Raw genomic sequence first — 26,626 nt, 5'->3', positions numbered from 1 at the left:
GGGCAATTGGGGGGCGCGTGGATTATCTGATGCGGGTCGCATCTCGTTCTATGGCCGCCTATCAGGATTTCATGGAGGGACTGCTGCAGGCAGGCTTGGGGATTGATCAATACTATAGCCTTGTCGTCACGAAACCAGTGAAGTCCAATTCACCGATACCTTTGTCCGCCCTGAGGCAACGGTAACCCAAAAGCTAAGTTTCAACGGCGTTTGGCACGGATCCCGTAGATTCGTCGGCAAAAGGCACCCATTCCGACGAAACTCAAGGGACATTTGCGGTATACTAATTGCTGGAAAAAGGTGGCCGAGCGCTATCCGCCAGTTGATCGCGAGCAAGGACGATGCGCTTGAGCAATCTGGAACCGATCTATTCCAGGAGAGGATCGAAGCAGCCATCGGACGCACTTGCCCAGCACGGTTACGGCGAGAAGCCAAACCGGATCGTGCCTGGTTGAGGAGGCGTCCATATCTAAGATGCGAAGTGCCGAAAAATGCCTCTACCGCTACTTCAAGGGGGGAACTTTCGCCCTGGATTGGCGATCAGTGGCGATTGAGCTTAGTCGCGGTCAGCGCATCCGTGTAGGGGGCGAAATCTACAGCGAGGGTTTGGCAAGCCGACGGGTAGCGGGAGTGCAAGCTGGCCCGCTCGGCCTTGGCGACCAACCCGGCCCTCGACGCCTGCGGACATTCGGAGATCGCGTTTTTACGTCCTAAGTTCGTTGCTGTTCGAGATTAGGAGATCGTCTGTCCTGTTTGACATTGCTGGTCTCCGCAGCCTTCTAAGCGAGGAGCATGGCTGTGCCGGGATCGCGTAGGTGGGTGACAAGGCCGGTCACTCCTGCCACCCGACGTGGTCTTTGAGAAGGTGGAGGTTGCGCTACCGGCTGGAGAGCATGGTGCCAGTTTTCACAAGACAAGGGTCGCTTAATCGAATGGGCGTCAAGTTCATAGATTGCGAACAGATCATGGGGGGATTTGAATAGTGCTACTGACCGAGGCAGAGCTGAAAAGAGTTGCGAATGCCAGTCGAGGACATAGAGCCGCATCGATCGTTCTAAAGGAAGAGACGGCCGCAGCTACAGCCAGATCGTCATTCGACGTTTTTCTGTCACATTCTTTCAAGGACGCAGAGATCGTTCTCGGTGTGAAGCGAATTTTCGAGGAGCTTGGGTTCACTGCTTACGTAGATTGGGTCGAAGATTCACAACTGGACCGCACAAAAGTCTCCTCGGCCACCGCCGAGTTGCTGCGGACCCGTATGAGGCAGTCAAAGACGCTAATCTATGTGCATTCAAACAATTCTCCAGGATCCAGATGGATGCCTTGGGAGCTTGGCTTTTTCGATGGGTTTCGGACCGCGGTAGCGGTTCTGCCCGTGGCAAAAAATTCTTCGGAAACATTCTCCGGGCAAGAATTTTTGGGCCTATACCCTTACATTGATGGGACAGGACCTGCATTCCTGTTTATGAACAGAGGGACCGCGCCTCGCTCAAGAATAGGCTCTGTAAGCTCGACTGCTAACCTCACGTTTGCCAAATCCTGGCTTAAAGAATTTACCGCCACAAAATAGACTGGTGTGCTTCAAAAATGAAATATCCTGGACTCTATAATAGCGCCGACGTGGCATCCAACGAGCAGCAGGCGACGTTTCTGCGCCTGATCCGGGCAGAGTACGTTCTTCTTTTTTTAGCGTCGGTGCTCTCTTTGGACTTGTCGCCATCAAAAGCCTATTTCGGTGTCTATGCTGCGGTATTTCTTTGCTCAATGGGAGTCCTCATTTTCCGGTCGGTCACAAAGCCCGAGCAGGTCTGGTATCAGGCTCGAGCTCTGGCAGAGTCGGTGAAGACATTGACTTGGCGCTTCGCGATGCGAGCACAGCCGTTCGATGACGCGCGCGCCGCTGACGCCAGAGCTGATTTTCGAAAGCTCATGGAAGGTATCCTTGATAGCAATCGTCACCTTGGTAGCGCGTTGAGCGGCACCGATTCAGCATCCCCCCAAACAACCGACCAGATGATGTCGATAAGGGACTCCCCGCTAAAAGAAAGAAAAGACCTATATCTGCAGAGACGAATCTGCGACCAACGGAAGTGGTACGAGAAGAAGGCGCGCTCGAACAAGAGGTCCGCGAAAGTCTGGATGGGCCTTGGTATTTTTGCATACGCTCTGGGATTCTCGTTCATCGTAGTACGCATCGCTGACCCCGCGATGCCAGGCTGGCCGACCGAGCCGCTAATTGTCATCGCCGCCTCCCTTATTGGGTGGACCCAGATCAAGAAATTTAACGAATTGGCATCGGCTTACACGTTGACAGCTCACGAGATCGGCTTGACTGCCGACCTTATTACGGACGCCAACTCGGATGAGGCATTCTCCGCCGCGGTGAACGAAGCCGAACTGGCTTTCTCACGGGAGCACACCCAGTGGGTTGCTCGTCAAAACAACTAAGAGACAACAATGGCATACAGCGATCCGACCTATGTAATATTTGACGGCGATGAAGACGCTTGGGCATACCGCTTTATGAAAGGGTGGAACGCCAGCGAGAATGTGAGTTTTGAATTCGCGAACGCTCACGATCTGGACAATATGACGAGCCGAGCACAGGACGAAGATTATGTTAAACGCAATCTTCGCAACAGAATGAATGGATCGAGCCAGGTACTTGTCCTGATCGGTGAGAAGACGAAAAACCTTTTTCGCTTCGTGCGCTGGGAAATGGAATTGGCTCTTGATCTAGGTCTGCCGATAATCGCAGCAAACCTTAACGGCTCGCGGCAACAAGATGTGAGCTGTCCGCCTATCATCAGGGACAAATGTGTTGTGCACGTGCCGTTCAAGATGAAGGCCATCAAGCACGCGCTAGCCAATTGGCCGAGCGAATTTCATCGGCTTTCAAACGCTCAGCGTGGCGATGGCGCCAGGAGCTATGGCGAAAGCACCTATCGCGATCTCGGCTTATAATCGCCACCTAAAAGCACTTAGCCGCCCAAACATCCTCGCCATCCGCTGGCGGCGACTAGCCTTAGCAACGTCCGCCAGCGTGTTCCGAGCTTGCCGAGCGATGATAAGAAGAGCACGACGTCCGATTTGCTGAGTTTGGCTGAAAGCTGCAGGTCATGTGCAACCTATTAGAGGAGCCCCGCTCGAAGCGTCGGATCGTCAGACAAGATCATGTCGCGCGAGGGCGCTGGTTTCGCGAGGAAAAGGAGCGGCTGTTCGATGTTTGAGGCTTGATCCAGCGTTTCGAGACTGCACGAGCGGCCAGCATTGATGGAGGCAGCTTTTCAGGCCGCGCAATTCTGTCGGCTCGCCCCCTCCTGCGAGCCGCAGCTCGGCTCGCCCTGCGCAGCAACCACGAATTTGCGATCGCAAGAAAGGCAACACGCTGACGATAGAACTTGGCGGCGCTGGTCGGCTGCGAATCAAGATGTCAATGGCAAGGAGCTCTCGCCGCGCGTCTTTGCCGGGCCGAACCTTCTGGCTATGCTCCTTCGAGAAGTCTGCCGAGCACCAGCCGCCGCACCGCCAAAGCTATCAATATGCGCGAGGGCACGACCTCAGCCTCTCAGCGCTGGCCAACCAGGTTGGAGCCTGTGCCGCGGCACGGAACCCGCTGCCTGCTGATCGAGGCGAATGTGCTTTGCCCCTGATCACCTCATTACCACCCTTGGGAAGGGCAAGACCGATCCGGACCGTCAGAATGTAAGGGATGACCGGCAGTTCGGCGGAACATGGCCGCCGGCGCTCTATCGTGCCTCGCGCGGCCGGCGGGAACAGCGTCCCGAGCGCTATTCATCCGTCAATATCGCCCGCTAATCGGGCACTATGCTGGGCGCATGCGCGTCGTAAGCTGTTCGTGTTTGCAGGACGCGCCCCCGACCCTCGGCTAAGGCGAAGGTGACGCCTTAGTTTTCACGGCAATTCGGGCCGATCCCGCGAATTTCACGGCGAATAACCTGCATTCCCGAGAAACTCAAGGGACGTTTCCGGTATGCTATTTGCTAAACAGGTGGCTGGCCGAGTGCCCTCCGCCAATTTATCGCGAGGAGAGGGACATGCGCTTGAGCAATCTGGGAACCGAGCAACTCCGGGAGAAGGATAGAAGCTTCGTCTTCCATCCTTCTACGCATCTGGCCAAGCACAGCCGAGGCGAAACGCCAAATAGGATTATGGCCGGTGCGGAAGGCGTCTATATCTGGGACACCGAAGGCCGAAGGAGCCTCGACGGTTTCGGAGGACTCTACTGCGTCAACATGGGATATGGATGCACGGAGATCGCCGAGGCCATTGCCAGGCAAGCACACGAATTGCCGTTCGCGCACGTCTATGCCAGCCAAGGTACGGAGCCGGTCGCCCTGTTGGCAGAGGCCGTGGTCGAGTATTTCGGTCAGAACATGCGAAGGGTCTATTTCGGCCTCTCCGGTTCCGATGCCAACGAAACCAACATCAAGCTGGTCTGGTACTATAATAACATTCTTGGCCGGCCCGAAAAGAAAAAGATCATCTCGCGAAATCGCGGCTATCACGGGTCTGGATTGGTCACGGGTAGCCTAACTGGCCTTCCCTTCTTTCACAATTTCTTCGACCTGCCTCTGGATTTGGTGCGCCATACAACCACGCCGCACTATTACCGCCAGGCGCGTGTCGAGGAGAGCGAGGAAGCGTTCTCCCGGCGCTGTGCCGATGAGCTTGAAGCCTTGATCCTGGCCGAAGGACCGGAAACGGTTGCAGCTTTTATCGGAGAGCCGGTACTTGGGACAGGAGGTATTGTGCCGCCCCCCAAAGGGTACTGGACGTCCATTCAAGCGGTGCTCGACAAATACGATATCCTTCTAATCGCGGATGAAGTGGTCTGTGGCTTCGCGCGAACCGGCGAGAAGTTCGGTTCCCACCTGTATAACATGCGTCCGGATTTCGTGACCATCGCAAAGGGTTTGAGTTCCGCCTACCTCCCCATCTCCGGGTCAATCATTGGCGACCGTGTCTGGTCGGTTTTGGAACAAGGAACTGAGAAGCACGGCGCACTCGGCCACGGCTGGACATATTCGGGGCACACGCTTTGTGCCGCAGCCGCGCTCGCCAATATTCGACTGCTTAAAGAAAAAAATATTCTGGAGCATGTCCGCGATGTTGGACCGTATTGGCAAGACCGGATGAAGGCCGAGCTGGCGGGACATCCCATCGTTGGTGAAGTTCGCGGAGTGGGTATCCTGTCGGCCGTAGAGATGATGCGGGACCCAAAACAAAGGATACCATTCGAACCCGACCTTCAGGTCGGGGTGCGCACTGCAGCTGCTCTGTTTGAGAATGGTGTCATCGGACGGGCCATGCCGCATGGCGACATCCTCGGTTATGCCCCCCCCCTGATCATTACCCGAAAAGAGATCGACATCATTGTCGACGCGACGGTAAAGTCGGTCGATACCACCTATCGCGCGCTGAAGGCCGAGGGTGCCGTATGATTTTGCGATCGCGAAGGAGCGAGTCCGGAGGCAGGCATGTCCCTGCGCGCTACTGCGCCGAGCAGACCCAAAACTGTTGAATTCCAGATATCTGATCTTGAGCATGCTCCGGGCTATTTCAGTCACGATTTGTAACCGAATCAGTTCTGCCGCCGCTGTCCTGTTGCCCAACGACCAGGACCTCTGTGCGGCGCGCCCTGCGGGTGTACCTCCCCGCCGGCAGGGCGCCCTTTTTGACCCACGTAATCAGTATCATTATGGCCCGTGCGGGATCGAGGGTCTGGTAAAGGTCATCTGCACGTTCCGATGCAGATTGAGCTTAGACGTGCCCTTTACATCATTGCAGCGGGCCATAATCATTGCGGTGAATTTTATCACGTCAGGTATATAGAAGGACGATACTCACACGCCACCCCGTTCACAAGGAAAGGCATTTTAATATTGTTGAGACGATTTGCCTATCAAAGAAAAGAAAGCATCGCAACACTTCTTTGCGGATCACGGCGCCCCGGGTGGGGGATGAGCGGCTATCCGAATTGTTATGCTAATGCCGACCCAAATTCCTGCAAAAGCTGGGGTCAATGATGGCTTTTGGTCAGCGCAGGATGATTTCTCCTGATTTGGTCGGTGCAGGGGCGGTCATGATTTAATGCATGGAGATTCTCTGATTGAGCTGTTGAGATCATGAGGCGTCTGCCAGACGCCCATCGGGTGAGCCCAGCATGATTGGGATGACCGACGAAGATCGAAAGTGTGGCAGCATTCTGGAGCCCGGTCAGCCCAGCGACGCCCGCGAATTCAATCACGTTTGTCGGGACATACACGACGCAGCCGGAAGGCGTGCAGAAAGAGGAAGAATCGAGCGCGACGATGACGAGGCACATGCCACTTGTTTTCGAGACATTCCTTGAAAGACTGTCACAGAGTATCGATGAGGCAGATTTCCGGGATGCCATGGCTGAGGCGGCCGGACGACTTGACCTAATCTTCTTTGCCTACCTCTCCTTGCCAGCACGGCCTTCCGGCAAACCGAGGTTAATTTCAAACTATCCACCCCGCTGGACCAGACAGTATCTGGAAAATCAGTATGAGAAACTCGATCCTGTGGTCTTGCGTGCTCGAAATGGCGGCTGCCCGTTTCACTGGGGATCGAATTTGGGAGGCGATAAAATGTCGCCGGCTCAACAGCAGCTATTCGATGAGGCGGCTCAATTCAGCATCTGCTGCGGTTTGACGATCCCAATTGTCGATCTCCGCGGCCGCATCGCTGCGGTTACTTTTGCCGCCGATGAGCCTCGTCCAGTATTTCTTCGGGTCGCTGAGCGGTACGAACAAGCTCTTCAACTGATGGCGGCCTGCTTTCATCGTTGCGTTCGCCGCAAATTGCCGAGCGATCGAACAGTGGATGGGGTTTCGCTGACATCCCGCGAATATGAGTGCCTGAGGTGGGCAGCGCGGGGTAATTCAGCCTGGGTGACCGGCCGCATCTTGGGTATCAAGCCACGCACGATCGCTTTTCATTTGGACAATGCCAAGAAGAAGCTAGGCGTGCGAACCCAAAATCAGGCTATAGCCCTTTTGGGGTCCGAAGGGTCCTCAATTGTCTGAGAAGCTTTTTGATCCCCTTGTGCTCGGGCCATTCGATCGCGCGCTTTGTATCGAGCGTTGACTGGATGCCGAGATCTTCTGTTCCGCCGGCTCGGGCGATGCAGCCGTATTCTTCCAGTCCGCGCCGGTGATCATAGTCTATGGGTGCTCGAGCGGGTGTGTCGTCGCTGACGAGCTAGTTGTGGAGCCTCAACAGGTTGTCCTCGGTTAGAGCGAGGCGACTGATAGGTGTTTTGGACTTTAGGCTCCCGTGGGGACGGTGCCAATTGTATCTGTGCAGCCAGACCGGCAACTCTGCGGCGCGGTGATCTGAAGTCGGATAAGCGATGGCATAAGCCCATTCGCGCAGTGCTGTCTGGATGAAGCGCTCGGCCTTGCCATTGGTCTTGGGTGTATAGGGTCTTGTCCTGACGTGCTTGAGGCCGAGATCGCGGCAGGCCTTGGCGAAGGCCTTTGATCTGTAGCAGGAGCCGTTGTCGGTCATGACGCGGGCTATCGTGACGCCGAGGCTGGCGTAGTAGGCCACCGCCGCCTTGAGGAAGGCGATGGCGCTTTCTTTTTTCTCGTCGGGCAGGATCTGCGAGAAGGCGATGCGGGAGGCGTCGTCGATGCAGACATGGACGAACTCCCAACTGCTGCCGCGCGAGCTGGCATTGCCGGTGCGCTTGCCGGTAATGCGATGACCGATGCGCTCGAAACGACCGAGCTTCTTGATATCGATATGGATCATCTCGCCAGGATGCTCGCGCTCGTAGCGTCGGATCGGCTCGGCCGGTTCGATATCCCGCAACCGCGACAGTCCGGCACGCTTGAGAACCCGGCTAACGGTGGCGGGCGAGACGCCGACCTCATGGGCGATGTGCTTGCCGGTCCAACGTTGCCGCCGCAGCGCCATGATGCGCTCGGCGATCAACGCAGCGGTGGCCTGCGGCATATTGGCGGGCCGCGAGGAACGGTCGATCATGCCGGCCCGCCCTTCGGACTTGTAGCGCTCGACCCAGCGCGCCACGATCTTGGCCGACACGCCGTAGACACGCGCCGCATGGGCTTTGGAGAAAGCGCCTTCTATCACCGACAGCGCCATCTCCTCTCGACGCAGCGGTGTGAGACGGGCATTCTTATGGATGTTCATTCGGACCCTCCGGTGAGTGCTGAAGCTTGGTAACTCCAGTCTCCCCGGTCCGGTCCGAATGGACAACCTCCCGAAAGCTCACAGCTAGTCGTGCGGTTATATAGTTTCCGAGGATGGCCCGCTTGCATACCTGCCTGCCGGTAATCTCTAACCCTTGACTTAGGGCGATGGCTATCGGTTATGCGGCTTGAAAGCGAAGAGGTGGACCCTTCGTCGAGCGCCGGTACGATATGGAGTGCTGCTCCGGGCTAATACCCATCCAGACAGAGCGGAACCTTCTATCACGTCAGACGCTCGGACAGTTGCCAAACCCCGATTTCCTGGGAACTGAATTGTGCTCGCCACCGGGTCCATTTTGCCGGCGCGTCTGTGGTGCAGGCCCCGATCAGCCTGACCAATGGCACAGGAACGCTTCTATGACCGAGCACTGCGAATTTGTCAGCTGGCGAACAATTCCTTGTAGCCGCTCGTCACCATCCAGTTCGCACGGTCGAGATGACTACGAAGCGCCTTCCTGGCGCGCTCCGGTTCAAGTGCCGGATCAATGCCGAGGATCAGTTGGGCCATTTCCTCTTCGGGCGCCTCATCGGCTGAGGCGTCCAGGAGCCTCATATAGATGGTAAAGTGCGCCCTGTCGTAGGCGGTAAGACGGTCAGACCAAGGGACTTCGTCGAGCAGTGTTGAGCTTTGAGTCCTATCTGTTCCCGTTGATTGATTCATGTCTGCCGCGAACCTCGCATGTTGATCGCTGGATCCAAGGCAGAATATCCCAAAATGGGATAATCCGAAACGGGGATTAGTCGCTGAGCCGGTCTCTACCTGCCGGTTCACCTAAATGCCCAAATCTCTTCGATCTCCCCGCCACCAGCGGTTTCTGGCCCAGTTGATCTCACTGCGCAATGTCAAAGGGCTGACGCAGGCGCAGGTGGCTGAGAAGCTTGGTCGTCCGCAATCTTTCGTGGCGAAATATGAGGGTGGCGAACGGCGTCTCGATGTCATTGAGTTTCTCGACGTAACTGCGGCCCTCGATGCTGATCCGTGTGAGATTCTGTTGAGCCTGCGCACGTAGTGGGCGCCCGCGCCCATCACCGCGCGTGCCGTGTGCCGGTGGGTCGAGCCCCGATTTTCTTGGCTCTGGCGTCTCGACCATTCCGCTGCGCCTCCTAGCGCGTCGTTAGACTCTCGCAATTCGCTCTGTTTTGTGCCTTTCTCAGCAGGTGGCGCCGCATCCTTCTAGGCCCGCCGCGGCGTCCCGCAACCCTTAGCCAGCTGTGAGCTTTCAGTAGGTTGTCCATCCGGCCCTTCGGATGCGGTGCGGCTCAGACGGCGGACCCGTTCCTGTCATGATTCGCCGCCGCACCCATTCCTGGGAAGCAGCCATTGGCGAGCGGAGGACAAAATGATGAGACAGCGAAGCGCTGGGCCATCCGCGCTGTGGTGATACGTCGATGCATGGCGGTTGCGCGACTTCGTTGCTTGAAGCGAAGCGACCGCACCGCCCATTTCGTCAACTGGCGAACAAATCCTTGTAGCCGCTCGTCACCACCCAGTTTGCACGGTCGAGATGACTGCGAAGAACGTTGCGTGCGCGCTCAGGTTCGCGTGCCGGATCAATGCCGAGGATCACTTTGGCCATTTCCTCTTCAGTGGCGTTGTCGGCCGAGGCGTCCAGGAGCCTCATATAGGTTGTAAAGTGGTCCTTGTCGTAGGCTGTAATGCGGTCCGACCAGGGGACCTCGTCGGCGAACGGCGTGTTCGATCTGGGCTGCAACATCGCTAATTCTATCTCCGGCCAATGGACCCGCGAAGCCCTGTGCCTGCTAAATGTGGATTACATATTATAGTTGATAAACTCAAGCCGCCTGATCCGCTGGCTTGCGTGCATGGATATGCGCAAGTTGGTCGGACGGAATGTGCAGAGGATCAGGCAAAGGAAGCGCCTGACGCAGGAGCAGCTTGCGGAGATTTCCGGGTTCAGTCAGCAGTACATCAGCGGCTTGGAGAAAGGCCGAAGAAATCCGACAATTATCACGATCTATGAACTGGCATTGGCCCTCGGCGTCAGCCACATGGATCTGGTTCGGCCCGACAAACAGGCATGATACACCCGCCCTCCAAGTAGCTGGCCGCCTGATGGCGCGCGCCGGGTGCTCGTGAACCCAGGCTTTTCTTAGGGTCCCCCGGCAGCCCCTGCCATTTGGCTCGCCCTGGCCCGGCGCACCCTATTGGACAGTCGGCCGCTGCGGTTTTTGTCAGCCTTTCCTGGGGCGGTCGGCATTGCCTTTTAGGCCCGCCGCGGCCTCCCGCAACCTTCGCTCTCGCTTCAGGTCCTTCTCTTGGTTACGATCCTTCGGATGCGGTTCGCCTCTTTCAGCGGGCCTAATCGCTTTCTGCCGCCCACCCCACGGGGACAGCCACGCGAGACTAGTATGGAGCGTTGCGGTAGCGCACGAACAGCAAAGGAACTGAAAAAACAGGCAACTGTCGAAGCATGGCTGAACCAGCCATCGTGTCGGCATCTTGGAGCCGCGTGTTCGCCTTGAGGCCCTGCCGGTAGGATCCCTGCAGTTGAAGTCATTGTCGGCATTCTGACAACAATGGACATGAACCGCCGAACTATCAAGGCGACCAGGTTGTTGTCTAGCAATGGTTTTCCGAATCGGCACGGCACTTGCGTTACCAAAAACAAGTACGCCGCGGCACGGATCGCCCAAGAGGCTGAACGACCTGATCTGTTTGACCCTCGCAGCAGGGGTGGATGGCTAACACAAAGGAAACTTTGAAGGTGGACGTTTTCGAAAGTTCTCCAATACCTGTCAGGAAAACACGGACGCCATCTTTCTCGGTGGATCTAGCCTTGCTGGGAGTCGCATTCGTTTGGGGGGCGAGCTATCCGGTCGGGAAAGGCGCACTGTTCTACGCGCCGGTTTCGATACTTGTTCTTTATCGCTTCCTGATTACTACGATCATTACGGCAGTGGCTGCAAGACATGAGATCGCATTGGTCTCCTGGGGCGATTTCATCCGCGGCTTCGCATTGGGAACAATACTTTTTTGCATCTTTATTGCTGAAACTTACGGCGTTGCATCGACAAGCGCAATGAACACGGCCTTGATCATATCGCTTTGTGTGATTTTCACGCCGAGCATCGACTATGGGCTATCACGGCGACTTCCACCTACGGGCATTTTGGCAAGTGCTGCCATAGCGTGCATCGGTGTCGGCATTCTCACTGGCGGGATCAGCAGGTTCAGCCCGGGTGACGCGCTTGTCTTGGGGGCCGCGATTCTGCGAGCGGTTATGGTCGTTTCCACCAAACGCCTTCTGGCCGGCCGGCAGATTTCATCTGCAGCCCTGACGGCCATCCAAGGATCGACGGTGGCAACACTTACTTTCGTTTTGGCCGTCGCTCAGTTCGGAATTTCAGGCCTTGTTGTGAGGGCCACCCTTCAGTTTTGGGGCGCTGTTGCCTTCCTTGCACTCTTCTGCACCCTCGCTGCATTCTACATTCAAAATGCCGCAGTGAGAAAATCCACACCGACACGGGTTGGCTTCTTGATGGGAACAGAACCTTTTTTTGGTTTCGTTCTAGCGCACCTTCTTCTGAATGAGCCTTTGACAGTACCGAGCTTGATAGGCGCAGGCCTCGTCCTCGCTGCGACGTTTGCTGGCATCTGGTTTGAGAGCAGGACATCCAAATGAACCCCATCTTGGCTTCCACCAAACCCGCCATCGGCGGCATTTCGAGTTTTGAAGATCTGGAGGCTTTTCCGGACCGAACCGCACCAGTTGCAACCATGTTCAGCGGCGGTCTCGACAGCACCTATCTTCTCTACAAGCTGCAAAGCCTTGGCTTTGCGAACATTGAAGCTGTCGCAGCGGATGTCGGAACGCGCATCGATCAGCCTTTGTTGGAACGGACGGCAGCCATGTTCGGCGCGCGCTTTGTCTGCCTCGAAGGGCGGGATGCCTTTGTCGAACAAGGCGTGAAATCAGCCATTCGAGCCCACGCCAAGTACCTTGGCATCTATCCGTTGAGCAGTTCGTTGAGCCGTCCCATAATCGCATCTTTGGTTGTTAATCATGCTAGGTCAATCAACTCACGGCTGGTTCTTCATACAGCAAACCTTTCTCAAAACAGTCTTCCGCGCCTTAACAATAGCATTAAGCGCTCAGGATTTTCCGGCAACTTCGGCAGTCCGTATGAATGCTCTGTGATATCCCGACAACAGAAGACCTCCGACCTGTCCAAGTGTGGAGCGACTTTTGTGGCGGACCGCACGTGGAGCGCGGACGAAAACCTCTGGTGTCGGGAATTCGAGTCGGGGCCTTTGGAAGATCCCGAGAACTTTTCCATCCCCGAGGAGGCATTTGCTTGGACGCGCCACATTCCCGCAGAGCAGCCGGTAGAGATCAAACTCGGGTTTGCAGACGGAAGTCTCGTGTCAATTGATGACCGTGATGTTGCATTGGTCGACGCAATCCCGTTCCTGAATAACACGGTCGGCAAATTCGGGCACGGCCGCTTTGTCGGGCTTGAACACATCACAACCGGCCAAAAGGTTCTCGAAGTCCGCGAGGCCCCTGCCGCGGCCATTATCTTCGACGCGCTGCGTCACCTCGAAACCGCTTCTCTTGACGTGGCATCAATCGTTTTGAAGCAAGGGCTTGAGCAAGCCTGGTCCCAAGAGGCGGTTTCAGGTGCATGGGGCAGTACTATTCACCAGATGTGCGAACGGGCCATTGCATCCGCCCTCGAGGGCGTTAGCGGGAGCGTCAGCTACATAGTCGATCACACACGCTTTTTACCTCGGTCGATCCGAGCCAGGACGCCGAGATACATTAGGGACCGCGACCTTTGGGAATACCAAGCCGCAACCCACATAGCGTTGTCCAAAGCGTTCCGTCCTCGCCAAGTCACCAAAAGGGAGACACCCGTGGAAAACAACGCACCCCAGGCGCCGGCCAACCTCAGTCAACAATGCACTGACGGTCTGGTGACAAATGGATGGTGGTTTTCAAAAGGCGAGCGCGCCGAAGCCTGCTTTGGCATCGAAATTGATGCAGCCTGGAAGAACTTTGCTGACCATTGGAATCGACTTCTTCTCGATGAATACATGCGTGACGGCGGAACATATCGTTACCGGCGCTATAGCGCTTTTGAATATGACGCGACTGACGGAATCTTTAGGCTCCTACCCCACGCCCCCTACGAACAATCAAAAAGTGTCAATCATCTGAATGGCGGCTTCAAGCGCCACTTCGAGCCCCTTGAAAACTCCTTTATAGACCATCCCGTCTTAGAAAAGATTCTGACAGGTTTCTGCAGAATTCTATGTGAAGCCGCCCGACATGATCGTTGGAATATCAAGATCCATCCCTACCGGATTGTCGCGCGCGATGGTGTAAATGGCAAACCGGCACCCGAGGGCCTTCACCAGGACGGGGTGGACTTCATTGCTTGCTATATGATTGGGCGGGTCAACGTCACCGGCGGCATGAGCATGATCACCGACGCCTCAAAGGAGTTCCTCGGCGAGGTCGAAATGAACTCCCCGAATGATTTTGTGATCTGCAACGACCGCGAAACCTTTCACGATGTATCGTCGATTGTGGCCGAAAACCTGAAAATGCCGTACGCTTATCGCGACGTCCTTGTGATCGCCTTCGAGAAATTATAACGCCCAGCGCGCCGAGAGCATTTTCAACAAGGTTCAATACTGCTTGGTATCCTCTCGGGTGTTCCTGGTGCGGGAACAATGCAGGATTAATTTCTTGCATCTAAACACCTAGATAGCAGTTTCGCCTCTCTGGTATGATGGTTTTTGGCCTCGCGGATCTCGCGTAATACGAATGACCGTGGACACCCCCGATCTTCGCAAGAAAGTGAGAAATTATCCTCATGCTGTCCGACGAGGTGGTCTGCGGCTTCGGAGGCACCGGGAACTGGTTTGGTAGCCAGACATTTGGGATGGAACCGGACATGCTCTCGATCGCCGGGGGGCTTTCATCCGGTCACCTGCCCATTGGCGGCGTCATTATCTCGACAAGATTTATCAATGCGCCGCTGACGAGGCCCACAAGGTCGGCGTGTTCGGTCACGGTTTCACCTACTCCGGTCATCCGGTGATAGCGGCCGTCGCCGCCGAGGCGATCAGGATCTACAGCGAGATCGATTTCGTGACCCAGGCGCGTCGTCTCGGCGATCACTTGCATGGAGCCCTCGCGGACGCGCTCGGCGACCATCCGCTTGTCGGTGAAGCCCGCGGCCGCGGCTTCATCGCGGGGGTTCAGATCGTCGAGGATCGTGCGCCCGTCGCGTCTTCGCGCCCGAGCTGAGGATCGGCGATGTCGAGCGGCGGTGCCGCGAGCACGGCGTCATGATCCGCAATATGGGAGAAGTGCTTGGAATCTGTCCGCCCTATATAATCACCGAAAGCGAGATCGACCCCTTGGTTGACGGCATTCGTTCTGCACTCGACGGCGCCGCTGCTGCGAATTCCCGGGTCGGTCGGGTGGCATGAGTTCCAGCATTAAGACCGACTGCTTCACTTCAGTGGATATTATCGAGCAAACGCTCACCCGAGGGGTGCACTTCATCCGTGTCCGGTACAAAACGTCACCCATGTCTCAGGTCGGGCACGCCGCTCGCCAACGACACCGAGTTCGGCCTCGCGGCCTACTTCTACACCGGCGATCTCGGTCGCGCCTTCCGCGTGATGGAAGGACTGAAGTACCGGCGTCAATGAAGGCCTGATCACCACGCCGGAGGTGCCGTTCCGCGGCGTCAAGGAATCGGGCCTCGGCAAGGAAGGCGGCCTCCAGGGCATCGTGGATTATCTCGACACCAAACATGTCTGCATCGGCGGTCTCGGCGTCTAGTGGTTCCCGCCTGACATAGGAGTCCAATCAGAGATTCCCTTTCTGGCCTGCGCGTGCGAGTCTGGCGCATGCGCACAGGAAGATCGTTCACCGTTTCGTCGGCCGATCGCGTCCGTCTGACGGCGCTGATCAGGGATCGCAACGCCCCGCAAAAGCATGTCTGGCGCGCCGAGATAGTGCTTTTGCCCGCCGACGGCGTCGGCACCGGCGAGGTCATGCGCCGCATCGGCAAGTCGAAGACCGACGTCTGGCGCTGGCAGGAGCGCTTTGCCGCGGAAGGCTGTGACGGGCTGCTGCGCGACAAGACGCGACAGTGGCGCATTCCGCCGCTCGGTCCCGATGTCGGCGAGCGCGTCGTGGCACTGACGCTTGCCGATCCGCCGGGCGAGAGGACCCACTGGACCGCCGACATGATGGCGCAAGCCGCCGCAATCAGCGCCAGCGCCGTCAGGCGCATCTGGAAGGCGCATGGTCTCGCACCCCACCGCTGGCGCCAGGTTCAAGCTCTCCAATGATCCGAAGTTCGTCGACAAGTTGCGCGCCGTCGTCGGCCTCTATCTCGATGCGCCGGCCCATGCCATCGTTCTGTCGGTCGATGAAAAGAGCCAGATCCGGCGCTCGACCGCACCCACCCGGCCTGCCGATGAAGAAGGGGCGGCTCGGTACGATGAGGCACGACTACAAGCGCAACGGCACCACCACCCTGTTCGCCGCCCTCAACGTCCACTATTGTCCCGTTGACGAGAATATCATCTTAGTTGCTTGTAAAAATTTGTTCTCCACTTCCGTCTCCATCGTATCTCAGTCAACGCGATGGAGCAGGAAATGACTACAAACATTGTGAAACTGGAAGAAGGCAGGGCAATCGGCTCTAATCGTGACGTGCCGCTGTCAGATCATGAGGCGGAAGCCCTAGGGCATCTTGCGGTGGCGCTGAGTGGCATTTCGACGACCATTCGGTCCGCCGCCTACAAACACGCGCTAAACTCTAGTCACGCGATGAAGCCCCTAAAGGAGACGGAGGACGCGCTTACCGACTACGACGCCTTGGCGAGGGCGGCGGGCCGAAAGCAGCCGAAAGCGGCGGAGGAGGACGACAGGAAGGGGGACGCCCTAGCGAGAGAGGCCGCCGCACAGGTCAGCAGGGTCGATCAGACCCGATCTTCCCGCTGGAGCAGACCGCGAAGGGTACCGGTGGCATCAACGGACTACGTTCGGCAGGTGGTCATGGCAGATAGTCAGCTTGGAGCAGTGTCGGCACTGGTAAACGCGCGGCGAGTGGCTCCAGAACGCTTCCATGCTTCTGTTCCCAGTGTAGATAATAATCCGGATGCTCCGCTTCTGACCTCTTTTTCGGACTATCTGAGCAGGGTGTGCGGACTGGAGTCAAAGTCCCGCGAAGGCGTTCTCCTGGGCAGCCGCCGCTTTCTGGATTGGTTCCATCACCACCATTCCCGGCCAAGCCCTCGGCGCGTTGACGGCTGAGCATGTCCTTGCCGCTGTCGAACATCGGCTGTCACTATCGGCGACCTCCGGTACCCGCACCGGCAGCAACTTCTCACATCGTATTGGGCTGGCCACCACGACCAGAATCTCGCGCGCGTCGTCCCCAGGACGCCCCACTGGCGTTTGGCTCATCTAACCCTCGAACTCGGCTACGGCCCGTCGACGGTCTTCTTCACATGGGTCGGATTCGACGAAATGGACGAGGTCACAGGCGACGGCCATGCTGAACTGCTCGACGACGGCTCCATCGACATCACCTTCTATCACAACGGCGACGAGGCAATCCTCAAGGCCAAACGGGACACTTCTTCAACGGCCTGCTAGGAGATCCGTGTTCGCCTTGCGCTGACAAAGAAGCTCACACATGACGTCCGGGAGACGATGCTGGCAAATGGTCTGGCTGAAGCATTCCACCCACAATACCAAAGCCCGTCCCGATCCAAAGCGCTTCTAAGCACTCCACCTCAGGCGCAAGGCCGGTTGGCCAGTGCATCTTCTTGGTCCGCCGGAAGAGAACCCCGCCCGACAATAGCTTCATGAGGTCTTGCGCTGCAGTGTCGACCGTAAAAAAGGGCGCGCGAGGCGCCCTTCATTTAAACCGGCAGTCGGGAAGCAGACTTCACTCTGATATTCAAAAGCGGTAGGTGACACCTGCGCCTATCAGCCAGGGATCGAGCTCCGCCTTCCCCGTCAGCTTCGCGCCGGTCACCGTGACGTCGAAGTCCGGCTTCAGGAAAAGCTTCTTCACGTCGAAGTTGAGGCCCCAGTGCTGGTCCACCATGTAGTCGAATCCGACCTGCAGCGCCGTGCCGAACGTGTTCTTCACCTTGAGAGCATCAGCGCTGCCAGTGTCCTGGTTGTAGAAGATCGTGTAGTTCACGCCGGCGCCGACATAAGGCTTGAACGCGCCGAGATCGGTAAAATGGTACTGCAACGTGAGTGTCGGCGGCAGCAGCCAAACTTTGCCGATGTTGCCCAACCCTCCGATCGTCCCTTGGCCCGCGATGTTGGCATAAGTGGTACCGAGTATGAGTTCGGCGGCGATGTTGTCGGTGAAGAAATACGAGATATCGAGTTCCGGCGTCACCGTGTCCGAATACGAAAGACCGGAGCCGGGAAGCGTATCAACGTAGCCCAGATCTTTCGTAACGACGCCCAACGCCCGCAGGCGGACCTGCCAAGGGATTGGCGCTTCGGTGACCGAGGCTCCCGTCTCCGCCAGGACGGTCTCTGCTTGCGCAGGCTCCGCGGCGACGGCCTGCTGTCCCACCATGATCAGGGCCACCGCCGCTGCTGTTGCCCGCGCTACGCCCATTCGCGTTCTCGCCATGAGATTCACTCCTTGATGTTCAGAAAGGATGCACTGCACTATTTCGTCTCCTGCTCGAATGAATTGTTGATGGACCTCAAATGCCCCTCTTGCGTTGCAACGCGTTCCGCCGTCTCCGGAGGGTGATCGTTGAAGCCGATTGCGCTGCGGAGAAAATTGGTGCCTAGACTGATGAATGCGGCTTGCTCCCGATTGTCCTCGCCGCAGCCGTGCCCGCCTGCGCTGGCCTCGTAGAAGTAAGCGGGATAGCCAAGAGCCTGCAGTTTTGCGGCCATCTTGCGCGCATGGCCCGGATGGACGCGGTCGTCGCGTTTCGTGGTGGCGATCAGGATAGGCGGATAGGGCTGTCCCGGCGCTGCGGCGTGATAGGCGGAGATTTCCTTCAGGAAAGCCCAATCGTGAACCTTGTCCGGATCGCCATATTCGTCGATCCAGCTCGCGCCCGCCAAGAGCTTGGTGTAGCGACGCATGTCGATAAGCGGTGCTGTGCAGAACAGAGCCCCGAAATGCTCAGGATAGCGGGTCAGCATGTTTGCGATCAGCAGGCCGCCATTTGAGCCACCCTCGGCGGCAATCCGCCTCGGCAGGGTGATGCCCCTTCGCACGAGGTCGGAGGCAACGGCGGCGAAATCGTCGTGGGCGAGACGCTTGCCCTCCCTGCGCCCGGCTTCGTGCCAGCGGGTGCCGAACTCGCCGCCGCCGCGGATGTTCGCCTCGACACACGTGCCACCGCGCTCGAGCCACAGCTTGCCCAGCGGGGAGTTGTAGTAGGGCAGGAATGATACGCCGAACCCGCCATAAGCGGAAAGGTGAATCGGAGCATCTCCGTTCCCGTTCGCCGGACCAACCTGCGTATAGGGGATCAGCTCATGATCGATAGAGACTGCCTCGTGGCGCGTGACCACCAGTCCGGATGCATCGAAATTCTCCGGGCTGCGCTTCAGGATTGCTGAAGCGCTGAGAGACGGCGCGGCATTCAGATCGAACAGCAAGAGCTGCGGCGGCGTGATCGGATCCTGAGCACAGATCAGGACCTCTCCATTGGTCTCGTGAACTGCCGCATCGAATGACCAGACGTCGACAGTACCTTCGGCGGGCAGGGTGTTCAGGACTCGGCGCGTCCATTCCTGGTGGCCGGGAGTGAACATCTCGAAACGCGGTGCGAGATTGACGAGGTAAGAGATAATGAGCTTCCCGTCATTCCAGAAGAATGACTGCATGGAGCGCCTTTCCCCTGGTTGAAACAGGGTCTCAAAACGGCGTCCGCCGGCGAGGAAAGTGGAAAGCGAGATGACGATCAGCGCGTCGGCGGGATGGGTGGTGCCTCCCACCGTCCAGGGCTTGCGCGGCCTTACCGCCAGCCAGTCGCCGAAGACCCGCCACGACGCGTCGCGAGGAAGATCGATCTGCCTCCTCGGCCCGCTCCTATCGCCGATCCAGCTGATCTTCTCGAAGAAGGCCGGCTGCTCGATGAACCAAAGGCGCTCGCTGCGGCCGGTGCGGTCCGAATGACCAGACACTTGGAAGCTTTCGAACCCGGCCTCGAAGATTGCCGGCGTGGTGAGGGGATCCGCGTCACGCTTCCACAGTCGAACTGTGCGCGCATAGCCGGAGCGGGTGGCCATGCCATTACCAAGCGCACTGGAAAGCAGAAGCGTGTCAGGGTCCAGCCAATTAACGTAGCCTTTGGCCTCGGGGAGGTTGAAGCCGTCGGCGACAAAGCTCAGAGAAATCAGGTCGAATTCGCGATGCACGACCGCGTCGCTGCCGCCGCGCGACAGGCGCAGAACGGCTCTTTCCCGTCTCTCCGGCTCGATGGACGCGCCGTCCCAGATCCAGTCCTCTCCGTCGCTAGCCGCGAGAGCATCCAGATCGAGCAGTAGCTCCCATTGGGGATCCGCCTTCATGTAGGCGGCAAGGGTGGTCCGGCGCCACAGTCCGCGTGGATTACCGTCATCTCGCCAGTAATTGTAGAGGTACTGACTACGGCGCGCGATCAGGGGAAGATTGTCGCGATTGTCGAAAATGGCTGTCAGAGCCGCGCGGTCGCGCTCGAACTGCGTTCCACTGAAGTGCTTCAGGGTCTTTGCCGACTGGCCGGCGGCCCAGGCAAGTGCCCGCTCGCCCTCTACATCTTCAAGCCAGACATAGGGATCGTCGTCGGGAGCATCCAGCGTTGGACGGACATCAAATGCGTTCATGTCCGGACAGCCTTCAGAAAGAAGGGATAGAGGCTTCCGTCGGCTCGGGAACGCTCAGTGTCGGTAGCGGCGCCCACATGTTCGAAAAGCGTGATCATTGATGAGTTCTTCCAGTCGGTGCGGCATCGCAGTGCTTTTGCGCATAGGGCCGCAACCTTCGTGCCAACTGGGAAAATCGTTTCGGAACAATGCGATCGCTCTGGAAGCGTTGTGTCACATGTCCGACATCGTCGAGAATCCGACAACGAGTGCTCCTCCTAATCACCGGATCAACCTCCGGCGCCAGTCGTGGACACTGTGCAGAACTCGAGAAGTGAAGCTCATTGGAGTGAACCTGGTTGACGCCCAACATCTTCGCTCTGGAGCGCTTCACGCACACGGATTCATGGCAGACACCATGATGCGATCGATGCTGTTAGAGACCAAGCTGGCTGCGCCTGTGAGTTTCAGCCGCCAGCTGGAAGCAGCGGAGTTCTGAGGAGAAGGGTGGGGGGCCCAAGCCCTGCCGCAATCTTGGCCTGCACCGTCCCCTTGATTGTTGTGGGTCAACGTCTGCCTGCCCGCTGAATTTGGCACGCCTTACACCTACGTCACGACCAAGACCTTCCTGTTGCACTTCGGCCTCGACACACTGCGGGATTTGCCCGATTTCGAGGCGATTGAGGTTGCCGCGCTGCTCAGCAAGGAGAAGCTGCTGGCGGGCGATACTCCCATCGGGCTGGTGAGTGGTGGAGGAGGTGAGGAGCGACACTCCAAGGCCAGGACGGGCTAGCGCAGCAGATACATGGAAGTAATCGCTTGATATGAGCGGTTGAGAGTCGAATCAGGGAACTATGCGATCACTATCGATAAGAGGTGGCAATATCGATCGTGATTGTATCGGGCCACTCTACGGCGAAGGAGGCGGCAACTTGTGTCTCCGACCCGAAACGATTACCTTGCGGCCATTATGAGCAAGCATTTGGCATCCGTCTTGACGACGTGAACGCGCCCTGCAGCGTACAGCTGGACGACGCGGCGCTGGCCGATTGCTTTGCGGATCTCGATTTGGCCAAGCAGCATCCCGCTCATGTCAGCGCCTTTCTCGGCGAGGTCCCTCTCGCCCAGCAAGTCGAGTTCGCAACCGCGCACCACATTCGCGGTCGACGAGATGAAGGCTTTTGCCGCCAAGTTCTCTGCCTGGTCCGGCGAAAGCTATCCGCTCGCCGCATAATGGCTGGACATGATAGCCGACGCCCGTCCCGAATGGCGGCGGCTTTTTCGTATTATATCGACCTGATCGACAAGATGCGGCGGAACAGGGGTCCACGTGCGATGCGGCCAAAGCGGATCCAGCTCTCGAGCGCGACTACGGGGTAGGTGTGGTCGCTGGAGCCGCGGCCGACCTCGACCTCGCGCCAGCCGGTCTTGCCGCGCAGGGTGACCAGCAGCCCTTGCCGTCAAAAATCTCGATCCAGCTGGCGCCATCGCTGTTGTCGTCGCGCATGACGTCGAGACCGACGATCTCGGAGCGCCGCAGGCCGCCGCCACAGCCCAGGAGCAAAATAGCGCGGTCGCGCAGGCCCTGAGGTCGTGGCCGAGCGTGGCGATCATCGCCAGCAGATCGTCGCCAGGACCGCCTCTTTCTGCCGCGGTGGCTTTGCGTGCTTGCGGCGAATGCCGGCAAGAACCTTATAGATATGCCGCTCCGCGCGGTCCAACGGCCGGCCGCGCTGGGTAAAGTTCCAGGCGAGGCCGGAAAGCCGCCGCTCGATGGTCGCAAACTAAAGGGCAGGGGCGCCACGCTTCGGATCGCCGGCGGCGGTGCCCGAGGCACAGGCGCTGATATTGAGCCTGATCACCTTCGAGCCCGGAGGCAGGGGATCGAAGCCAGCGCGCCGGCACCAGGAGGAAAAATGCCGCCAATCCTTGGGGTAGGCGTCGCGCGTGTTCTCCGAGGTGGCGTTGTAGCCCCTCGCGGTCTCGACCAGTTCCTGGACATGCGCCGGGACTCTTTGAGCCGGGTCTCCATCTCCTTGTAGAGCTTGTCAAGCTCGCCATCGACTGGCTTCAGGTCGTCGATTGAACATTGCGTCATCATAGGCTTTGTGCCTTGTTGTAGCAGGCATCGTCCGTTCGCGCGGCGGACACAGACATCACCGTCGCTGAGCCGAGAACGACGGTAAAAGAAAATGCACTCACTGACTTCATAACCAATCTCTTTTGCGGGTGATTTAGAAACGGACGCCGAGCTTGGCGCTGAACCCGTGTGTCTGGGCATCCGAGGCGATCTGTCCCTGATAGGCGATGCCGAACGTCGCGTTCTCGGTGATGTTTACGTCAAGCCCAGCTTCGAGCAGAGCTGCGTTCTTTGCGATCGGCACGCCCTTGATGGCGAAGGAGGAACCGCCAGCAAAGGCAAGAGCGGTATCCGGCCTGACGTCGCCGAAGGCGTGGCGCCAGCCAAGACCGCCGCGCGCGGTAGCAGTCACGGTGCCGAGGGTCAGTACCGTCGACGCACGCAGACCTAGCGTGGTAAACGCCGTGTCGCTCGAGCGATCCCCGCTCGACAAGGCGGCTGCGCCGCCATTCTCGGTGAAGCCATCGGCGTCAAAATTCACATAAGCGAGATTAGCGTAGGGCTCGAAGGAAGCCGAAGCCGTATTGATACGGTAGCCGAGCTCGCCAAAGGCCTGGAACGTGCCGGCGTCGTAATCGGCCGAAAGGCTGTCGGCGAAGCCTGGAAAGACCACGGACCTGCCGGTCTCGATGCTGTGCCAGGTATAGGCAAGGCCGGAACGAAAACCGAGATTGCCGTTCTGCGTGCCGGCAAAAAGACCGAGATGGTAATTCTCGCTCGAGCCCGACGACGCGCGATCGTCCGCCTCCAAGGAGGTATGGCTGTAGCCGCTGATGAGGCCGAGCCGCCAGCTTTCGCCGACAGCCGCGTCACCGCCAGCCAGAAAGCCGCCTGTCGAGTGATCGAGACCGGCGGCATTGCCGTCGCTGTCGAGATGACCCCAGGCGCCGAAGCCACGGCCCCATACGGCGAAATTCTCACTCGTTGCCGGGGCCAGTTCCAGACCACCCAGCCCATAAGTCATCACCGGAACGCTGGAGGCACCGACGCCGTCGAACGCCGCACGGATCCGTTCGCTCGCGGCATCGCGTACAGAATGACTGTCCTCGATGAGGCCGCTATGAATGGAAGCATGAACCTCGCCTGATAGCATATCGAAAGCGTTGCGGGCTTCCGGCGCCGTCAGGAACAGGATGTTGTCCTGGATCGGATTACCGCTTCCAAGCGCCTGAGCCGCTGCGGCGACCGAGCGTTGATTGAAGGTGCTGGCTACATCGGCAAACGCCGTCGATGTGCGGCTGATATCGAGATAGACATTGTTGGCATCGTAGACGAGCTGGAAATCGACGAAGGGCGTCGCGTCTGTCGCCAGAGCCCCCGTCAGCCCGCCATAGGTGCCGCTTACGCCGCCTGCTGCGGAGAGCAGAGTATATCGGGCATCGACCGATAGCGTTCCCTGCCGCAGCAGCTCGATCTGCGCGCCGCTGTCGATCGCCGCTGCTCCGCCAACATCGATGAGATCGGACGACCTTGCGAGGTCGACCTGATAGATCGATCCGGACTGCTGCGCGAAATCGCCCGTGACAGTCAGTGTGGTGACGATCCTGCTCGGATCGGTCGCACTGCCAGGAGCGACCGTGCCGCCCTCGGAAATGGTGACCGCACCGTAGGTGCCGCCGCCTGCGACGACACCGCCGCTGTTTGCGATAGCCGTGCCCCCGATCTGCCCGTCATTCCCGAGAAAGCCGGACGTGGTCGCATCATGGGAAAGCACACCTGTATCGGCAAGCAGCAATCCCGCGCCGGAACCGACCGTCGTCATGCCGGAAAAATTGTTCTTTCCGCTCAGCGTTTGCACGCCACCGGCAACGAATAGTTTGCCGCCCATATTATTGTTATCAACGTCGAGGTCGTTGATGCTGCCGGCGAACGTGTCGTTCGAATCCGTTAGCACCAGGGTACGCTTGCCCAGTTCGACCGTTCCGCTGCCACTCAGGCTACGAATACGGGCATCGTTGTAGGCGTCGGAGATTCCCCAATAGTCGCTGCCATTTCCATGTTCGGAGATATCGAACGTGCCGTCTGCAACGACTTTCGCTGACCGTTGGATGTTGCCGAGCCCCGCAAGCGAGAGATAGGCATCCTGAGCAATATTCGTCTCGCCGGTGTAGGTGTTGACATTCGTCATCCGGACCACCGTCTTTGTATCAAGCGTCAGCGATCCGGAGCCGGAGACGACACCCGCTATGCCGAACCCGCCCTCATTCCCCATGCTCGTCGTGATCCTGCTCAGACCGGTCCCTTCGGGTGCGGATGAATCGGTAGAGAAGTTGCTGGCAGTGACGAAATGTGACGTATAAGCGGTATACTTCTTCTCCAGATCGAAAATGACCGATCTGTTTTTGAAGAAGTCAAGACCGGCAACAAAACTGGTCTGGTCATTGGGTTGTTCCGTCGTGCCGCTGGTGTAGGTGAAGTCGATATTGTCCAGCCTTACCGGATCGCCATCCGTTCCTGCGATTGTAACGCTCGGGATGTTGCCCGATGCGCTTACGATCTCGCGTTGCTCATTTCTCCGAACATTTTTAAGTTTGACGCCCGCATCCTGAAATTGCTTCAGCATCGCATCACTGATCTCCAGACTGCCACCGCCCGGTGTGCCGGTGTCGAGCAATACCGCGGTCTTGTTGGGGTCGGTGATTGGTGGGGCTCCATCCTTAACCGTGTACTGCAGATTGTAGCTGCCTTCGTATTCGGTCGAGGCATTGGCGCCAGAGCCAGGAAAATTCTGATAAGAATCCTGATCTTTTTCCTCGGGTTCTCCCCATGGCATGGCATTAGTATATTGGGCCCGGAGGCTTGGATTGAGGTTGACAATCGTGCAGGGGGAACAGCCAGGCGTTTGGTCGCTCTCGGAATCCGGATTCACATTGGCGGAGACCACGTAGCCAGACCTGGTGACACTGCCCATCATGCCCCAGACACTTGTCTTGCCAAGAAAATCGCCGGCCCCGAATGTACCTGCGAAATCGCCGCCTTCGTCTGCCATCTTGCCAGCGGTCATTTTCGCCCGCTGCTCCTTATCGGCGTGATAAGGTTCTTGGAGATCCTGACCATACATATCTTTAAGTCCATCCGTCACGGATCCCGGCGTGCACTTAAGATTGTTGTCCTTGCAATACGCATGGGTATAGACAAAATCGAGAATGCGAGCAGCCCGGTATTTCTTATCGCTTACAGACGGCCCGTCGATTGTTATCTTTTGATCTGGATCGACATATGTAAATTTATCAATTTCCACGTTCTGAAGCTTATTACCATACGTTCCGTCCCCGTACGTATATACGTAAGGCGTGTCGGCAATCGGGCGGACCCCGGTCACCTCTGACCCGATCTGCGTGTTGAGCTGGTCCGAGCCCGTGTCGAATACGTATCGCTGCGCGTTGCCATTGTTGATCTTGGCCCAGATGCCCAGGCGGTCATGGCCTTCCCCGACATACTCCAGCGGGATCGAAATCGGGTCGTCGGCCAACGCTTCTCCAGTTGGAAATGCTACCAGACCCACCCCGAGAGACACAGCCGGCAGGAATACCGTCGTCATCGCGGTGGTTGCCGCCAGAAAGTTCTTTGTCCTGAAACAAGCCTGCATACCTGGTCCTCGAAAAAGTCTCGCAAACTGATTGTTCATTGGAACGGCCTCCTGAATTGTTTAACGAGACCCTTTATGGCGGCCCTGGCTGACAACAGCCTGAAAGCTGCAAGCGGCCTGCGAGAATGGGGCGATCCTGAATGACGACAGGTGCTGTCAACAATGGATGAGTGCTCGGCCTGAAAGCTGAGCACGCTTTATGCTCAGGCTGCTGACAAGGCCAAAGCAGCGTAAGTGCGGAGTGAAATCCAAGGTCCACATGGGTCGTCGCGCTTCCCGTGCGCCTGGGAAGGCGCCGGCCCGGCCAAGCTTTCCCAGATCGTCCGGATGGCGCACAAGATACCGGTTCAGGTCGATCGAGATGGAGGCCGAGGCGTATGCCAAGGCGGTCGACTGCCTGACGAAAGATCAGAATGCGTCGCTGGCGCTCTACGATTTCCGCCGGCAGCGAGCTCAGCTCCTGCCGGGCATCCGTGTTTACTGGCGACGAGACACAAGATGTGCCCAAATTGCCACCAGACCGTCACCTGCGATGAGTTTCGGCAACTGATTTTGTCCTTTCAATCGTCGCCACTTCCTGGCCGCGGCCAACATGGGCCACTCGAAGGCAGCAGACTGGCGGCTATATGGACGGGCTGTGAGCCCGCACCGGAGACATTGGCGAAATCTACGATCTCTATAGCAACGTCAAGGAGAAGCGCGAGGTGTTGCAGATGTGGTCAAATCACATCGAATGGCTGATCAAGCAGGCTGCGGATGACGCTCTGGCGGCGTAGCTGCTGGCATGGGCGGA

20 protein-coding genes and 5 pseudogenes are annotated in these 26,626 nt (G+C 58.0%); 17 read left to right on the top strand and 8 right to left on the bottom strand.

Annotation, left to right across the window (positions count from 1 at the left end):
• The 6 genes and pseudogenes from EN991_RS01000 to EN991_RS00975 form a co-directional block, all read left to right on the top strand.
• Window positions 1–185: Lrp/AsnC ligand binding domain-containing protein (locus tag EN991_RS01000; protein WP_164768818.1), on the top strand; the 185-nt coding region annotated here is incomplete at its 5' end.
• A 1,402-nt stretch (window positions 186–1,587) separates the two neighbouring features.
• A complete protein-coding gene (locus EN991_RS00990; protein ID WP_063169305.1) occupies window positions 1,588–2,448 on the top strand; it encodes a DUF4231 domain-containing protein in 861 nt (286 codons plus the stop codon).
• 9 nt (window positions 2,449–2,457) lie between these two features.
• Window positions 2,458–2,964, top strand: coding sequence for a TIR domain-containing protein (locus EN991_RS00985; protein WP_063169304.1), 507 nt, complete (start codon window positions 2,458–2,460; stop codon window positions 2,962–2,964).
• A 483-nt stretch (window positions 2,965–3,447) separates the two neighbouring features.
• Window positions 3,448–3,868, top strand: a pseudogene (locus tag EN991_RS40605) (transposase); the annotation flags it as partial.
• Between the two features lie 190 nt (window positions 3,869–4,058).
• Window positions 4,059–5,465 (top strand): aminotransferase, encoded by a 1,407-nt coding sequence (locus tag EN991_RS00980; protein WP_063169303.1) that lies wholly within the window; start codon window positions 4,059–4,061, stop codon window positions 5,463–5,465.
• Between the two features lie 870 nt (window positions 5,466–6,335).
• Complete coding sequence (locus EN991_RS00975) at window positions 6,336–7,073, top strand: LuxR family transcriptional regulator (RefSeq protein WP_082826574.1); 738 nt, start codon at window positions 6,336–6,338, stop codon at window positions 7,071–7,073.
• Window positions 7,074–7,248: 175 nt separating this feature from the next.
• On the opposite strand, the gene EN991_RS00970 is transcribed toward EN991_RS00975, so the two are convergent.
• Window positions 7,249–8,205: an IS481 family transposase gene (locus tag EN991_RS00970; RefSeq protein ID WP_063169302.1), complete on the bottom strand. Its 957-nt coding sequence runs from the start codon at window positions 8,203–8,205 to the stop codon at window positions 7,249–7,251.
• A 438-nt stretch (window positions 8,206–8,643) separates the two neighbouring features.
• Window positions 8,644–8,925 carry a DUF2285 domain-containing protein gene (locus tag EN991_RS00965; protein ID WP_063169301.1) on the bottom strand — a complete coding sequence of 94 codons (282 nt, stop codon included), beginning with the start codon at window positions 8,923–8,925 and terminating at the stop codon, window positions 8,644–8,646.
• Between the two features lie 115 nt (window positions 8,926–9,040).
• On the opposite strand from EN991_RS00965, the gene EN991_RS00960 reads away from it, so the two are divergent.
• Entirely contained in the window at window positions 9,041–9,274 is a 234-nt protein-coding gene (locus EN991_RS00960) for a helix-turn-helix transcriptional regulator (protein WP_082826573.1), read from the top strand.
• Between the two features lie 438 nt (window positions 9,275–9,712).
• On the opposite strand, the gene EN991_RS00955 is transcribed toward EN991_RS00960, so the two are convergent.
• Window positions 9,713–9,979 carry a DUF2285 domain-containing protein gene (locus EN991_RS00955; protein ID WP_063169299.1) on the bottom strand — a complete coding sequence of 89 codons (267 nt, stop codon included), beginning with the start codon at window positions 9,977–9,979 and terminating at the stop codon, window positions 9,713–9,715.
• Between the two features lie 109 nt (window positions 9,980–10,088).
• Between EN991_RS00955 and EN991_RS00950 the strand changes: the two genes are divergently transcribed.
• The 8 genes and pseudogenes from EN991_RS00950 (at window position 10,089) to EN991_RS00915 (ending at window position 16,918) form a co-directional block, all read left to right on the top strand.
• On the top strand, window positions 10,089–10,307 hold the full coding sequence (locus EN991_RS00950; protein ID WP_029354714.1) for a helix-turn-helix transcriptional regulator: 219 nt from the start codon (window positions 10,089–10,091) through the stop codon (window positions 10,305–10,307).
• Between the two features lie 656 nt (window positions 10,308–10,963).
• Window positions 10,964–11,908, top strand: a complete 945-nt coding sequence (locus EN991_RS00945; RefSeq protein WP_082826572.1) for a DMT family transporter — start codon at window positions 10,964–10,966, stop codon at window positions 11,906–11,908.
• Window positions 11,905–13,887, top strand: a complete 1,983-nt coding sequence (locus tag EN991_RS00940; RefSeq protein ID WP_063169298.1) for an argininosuccinate synthase-related protein — start codon at window positions 11,905–11,907, stop codon at window positions 13,885–13,887. Before EN991_RS00945 ends, EN991_RS00940 begins: the two co-directional genes overlap by 4 nt.
• Window positions 13,888–14,108: 221 nt before the next feature.
• Window positions 14,109–14,336: an aminotransferase class III-fold pyridoxal phosphate-dependent enzyme gene (locus EN991_RS41590; protein WP_263485461.1), complete on the top strand. Its 228-nt coding sequence runs from the start codon at window positions 14,109–14,111 to the stop codon at window positions 14,334–14,336.
• Window positions 14,297–14,545, top strand: a complete 249-nt coding sequence (locus EN991_RS41585; protein ID WP_063169297.1) for an aminotransferase class III-fold pyridoxal phosphate-dependent enzyme — start codon at window positions 14,297–14,299, stop codon at window positions 14,543–14,545. Before EN991_RS41590 ends, EN991_RS41585 begins: the two co-directional genes overlap by 40 nt.
• 308 nt (window positions 14,546–14,853) lie before the next feature.
• Window positions 14,854–15,088, top strand: a pseudogene (locus EN991_RS00930) (aldehyde dehydrogenase family protein); the annotation flags it as partial.
• A gap of 68 nt (window positions 15,089–15,156) precedes the next feature.
• A pseudogene (locus EN991_RS00925) lies at window positions 15,157–15,812 on the top strand (IS630 family transposase); the annotation flags it as partial.
• A gap of 905 nt (window positions 15,813–16,717) precedes the next feature.
• A complete protein-coding gene (locus tag EN991_RS00915; protein ID WP_244514237.1) occupies window positions 16,718–16,918 on the top strand; it encodes a hypothetical protein in 201 nt (66 codons plus the stop codon).
• 307 nt (window positions 16,919–17,225) lie between these two features.
• On the opposite strand, the gene EN991_RS00910 is transcribed toward EN991_RS00915, so the two are convergent.
• Window positions 17,226–17,924: an OmpW family protein gene (locus EN991_RS00910; protein ID WP_063169295.1), complete on the bottom strand. Its 699-nt coding sequence runs from the start codon at window positions 17,922–17,924 to the stop codon at window positions 17,226–17,228.
• 38 nt (window positions 17,925–17,962) lie between these two features.
• The gene (locus EN991_RS00905; RefSeq protein ID WP_127368000.1) at window positions 17,963–20,125 is read right to left on the bottom strand and encodes a prolyl oligopeptidase family serine peptidase; all 2,163 of its coding nucleotides are present in this window, start codon (window positions 20,123–20,125) and stop codon (window positions 17,963–17,965) included.
• Window positions 20,126–20,342: 217 nt separating this feature from the next.
• Between EN991_RS00905 and EN991_RS00900 the strand changes: the two genes are divergently transcribed.
• Complete coding sequence (locus EN991_RS00900) at window positions 20,343–20,603, top strand: hypothetical protein (protein WP_095769041.1); 261 nt, start codon at window positions 20,343–20,345, stop codon at window positions 20,601–20,603.
• Between the two features lie 93 nt (window positions 20,604–20,696).
• Window positions 20,697–20,897: pseudogene (locus tag EN991_RS00895) on the top strand (SMC-Scp complex subunit ScpB); the annotation flags it as partial.
• 161 nt (window positions 20,898–21,058) lie between these two features.
• On the opposite strand, the gene EN991_RS39700 reads toward EN991_RS00895, so the two are convergent.
• The 3 genes and pseudogenes from EN991_RS39700 to EN991_RS00880 form a co-directional block, all read right to left on the bottom strand.
• Window positions 21,059–21,295, bottom strand: a complete 237-nt coding sequence (locus EN991_RS39700; protein ID WP_063169293.1) for a hypothetical protein — start codon at window positions 21,293–21,295, stop codon at window positions 21,059–21,061.
• 116 nt (window positions 21,296–21,411) lie between these two features.
• Window positions 21,412–22,095, bottom strand: a pseudogene (locus EN991_RS40595) (integrase); the annotation flags it as partial.
• 243 nt (window positions 22,096–22,338) lie between these two features.
• A complete protein-coding gene (locus tag EN991_RS00880; protein WP_082826570.1) occupies window positions 22,339–25,872 on the bottom strand; it encodes an autotransporter domain-containing protein in 3,534 nt (1,177 codons plus the stop codon).
• Between the last annotated feature and the right edge of the window lie 754 nt (window positions 25,873–26,626).

Source organism: Mesorhizobium sp. M7A.F.Ca.US.005.03.2.1 (genome assembly GCF_003997795.1).
GTDB classification, from domain to species: domain Bacteria; phylum Pseudomonadota; class Alphaproteobacteria; order Rhizobiales; family Rhizobiaceae; genus Mesorhizobium; species Mesorhizobium ciceri.
Note: the sequence above shows the minus strand (reverse complement) of the source record. Positions and strands in the feature narration are given on the sequence as shown.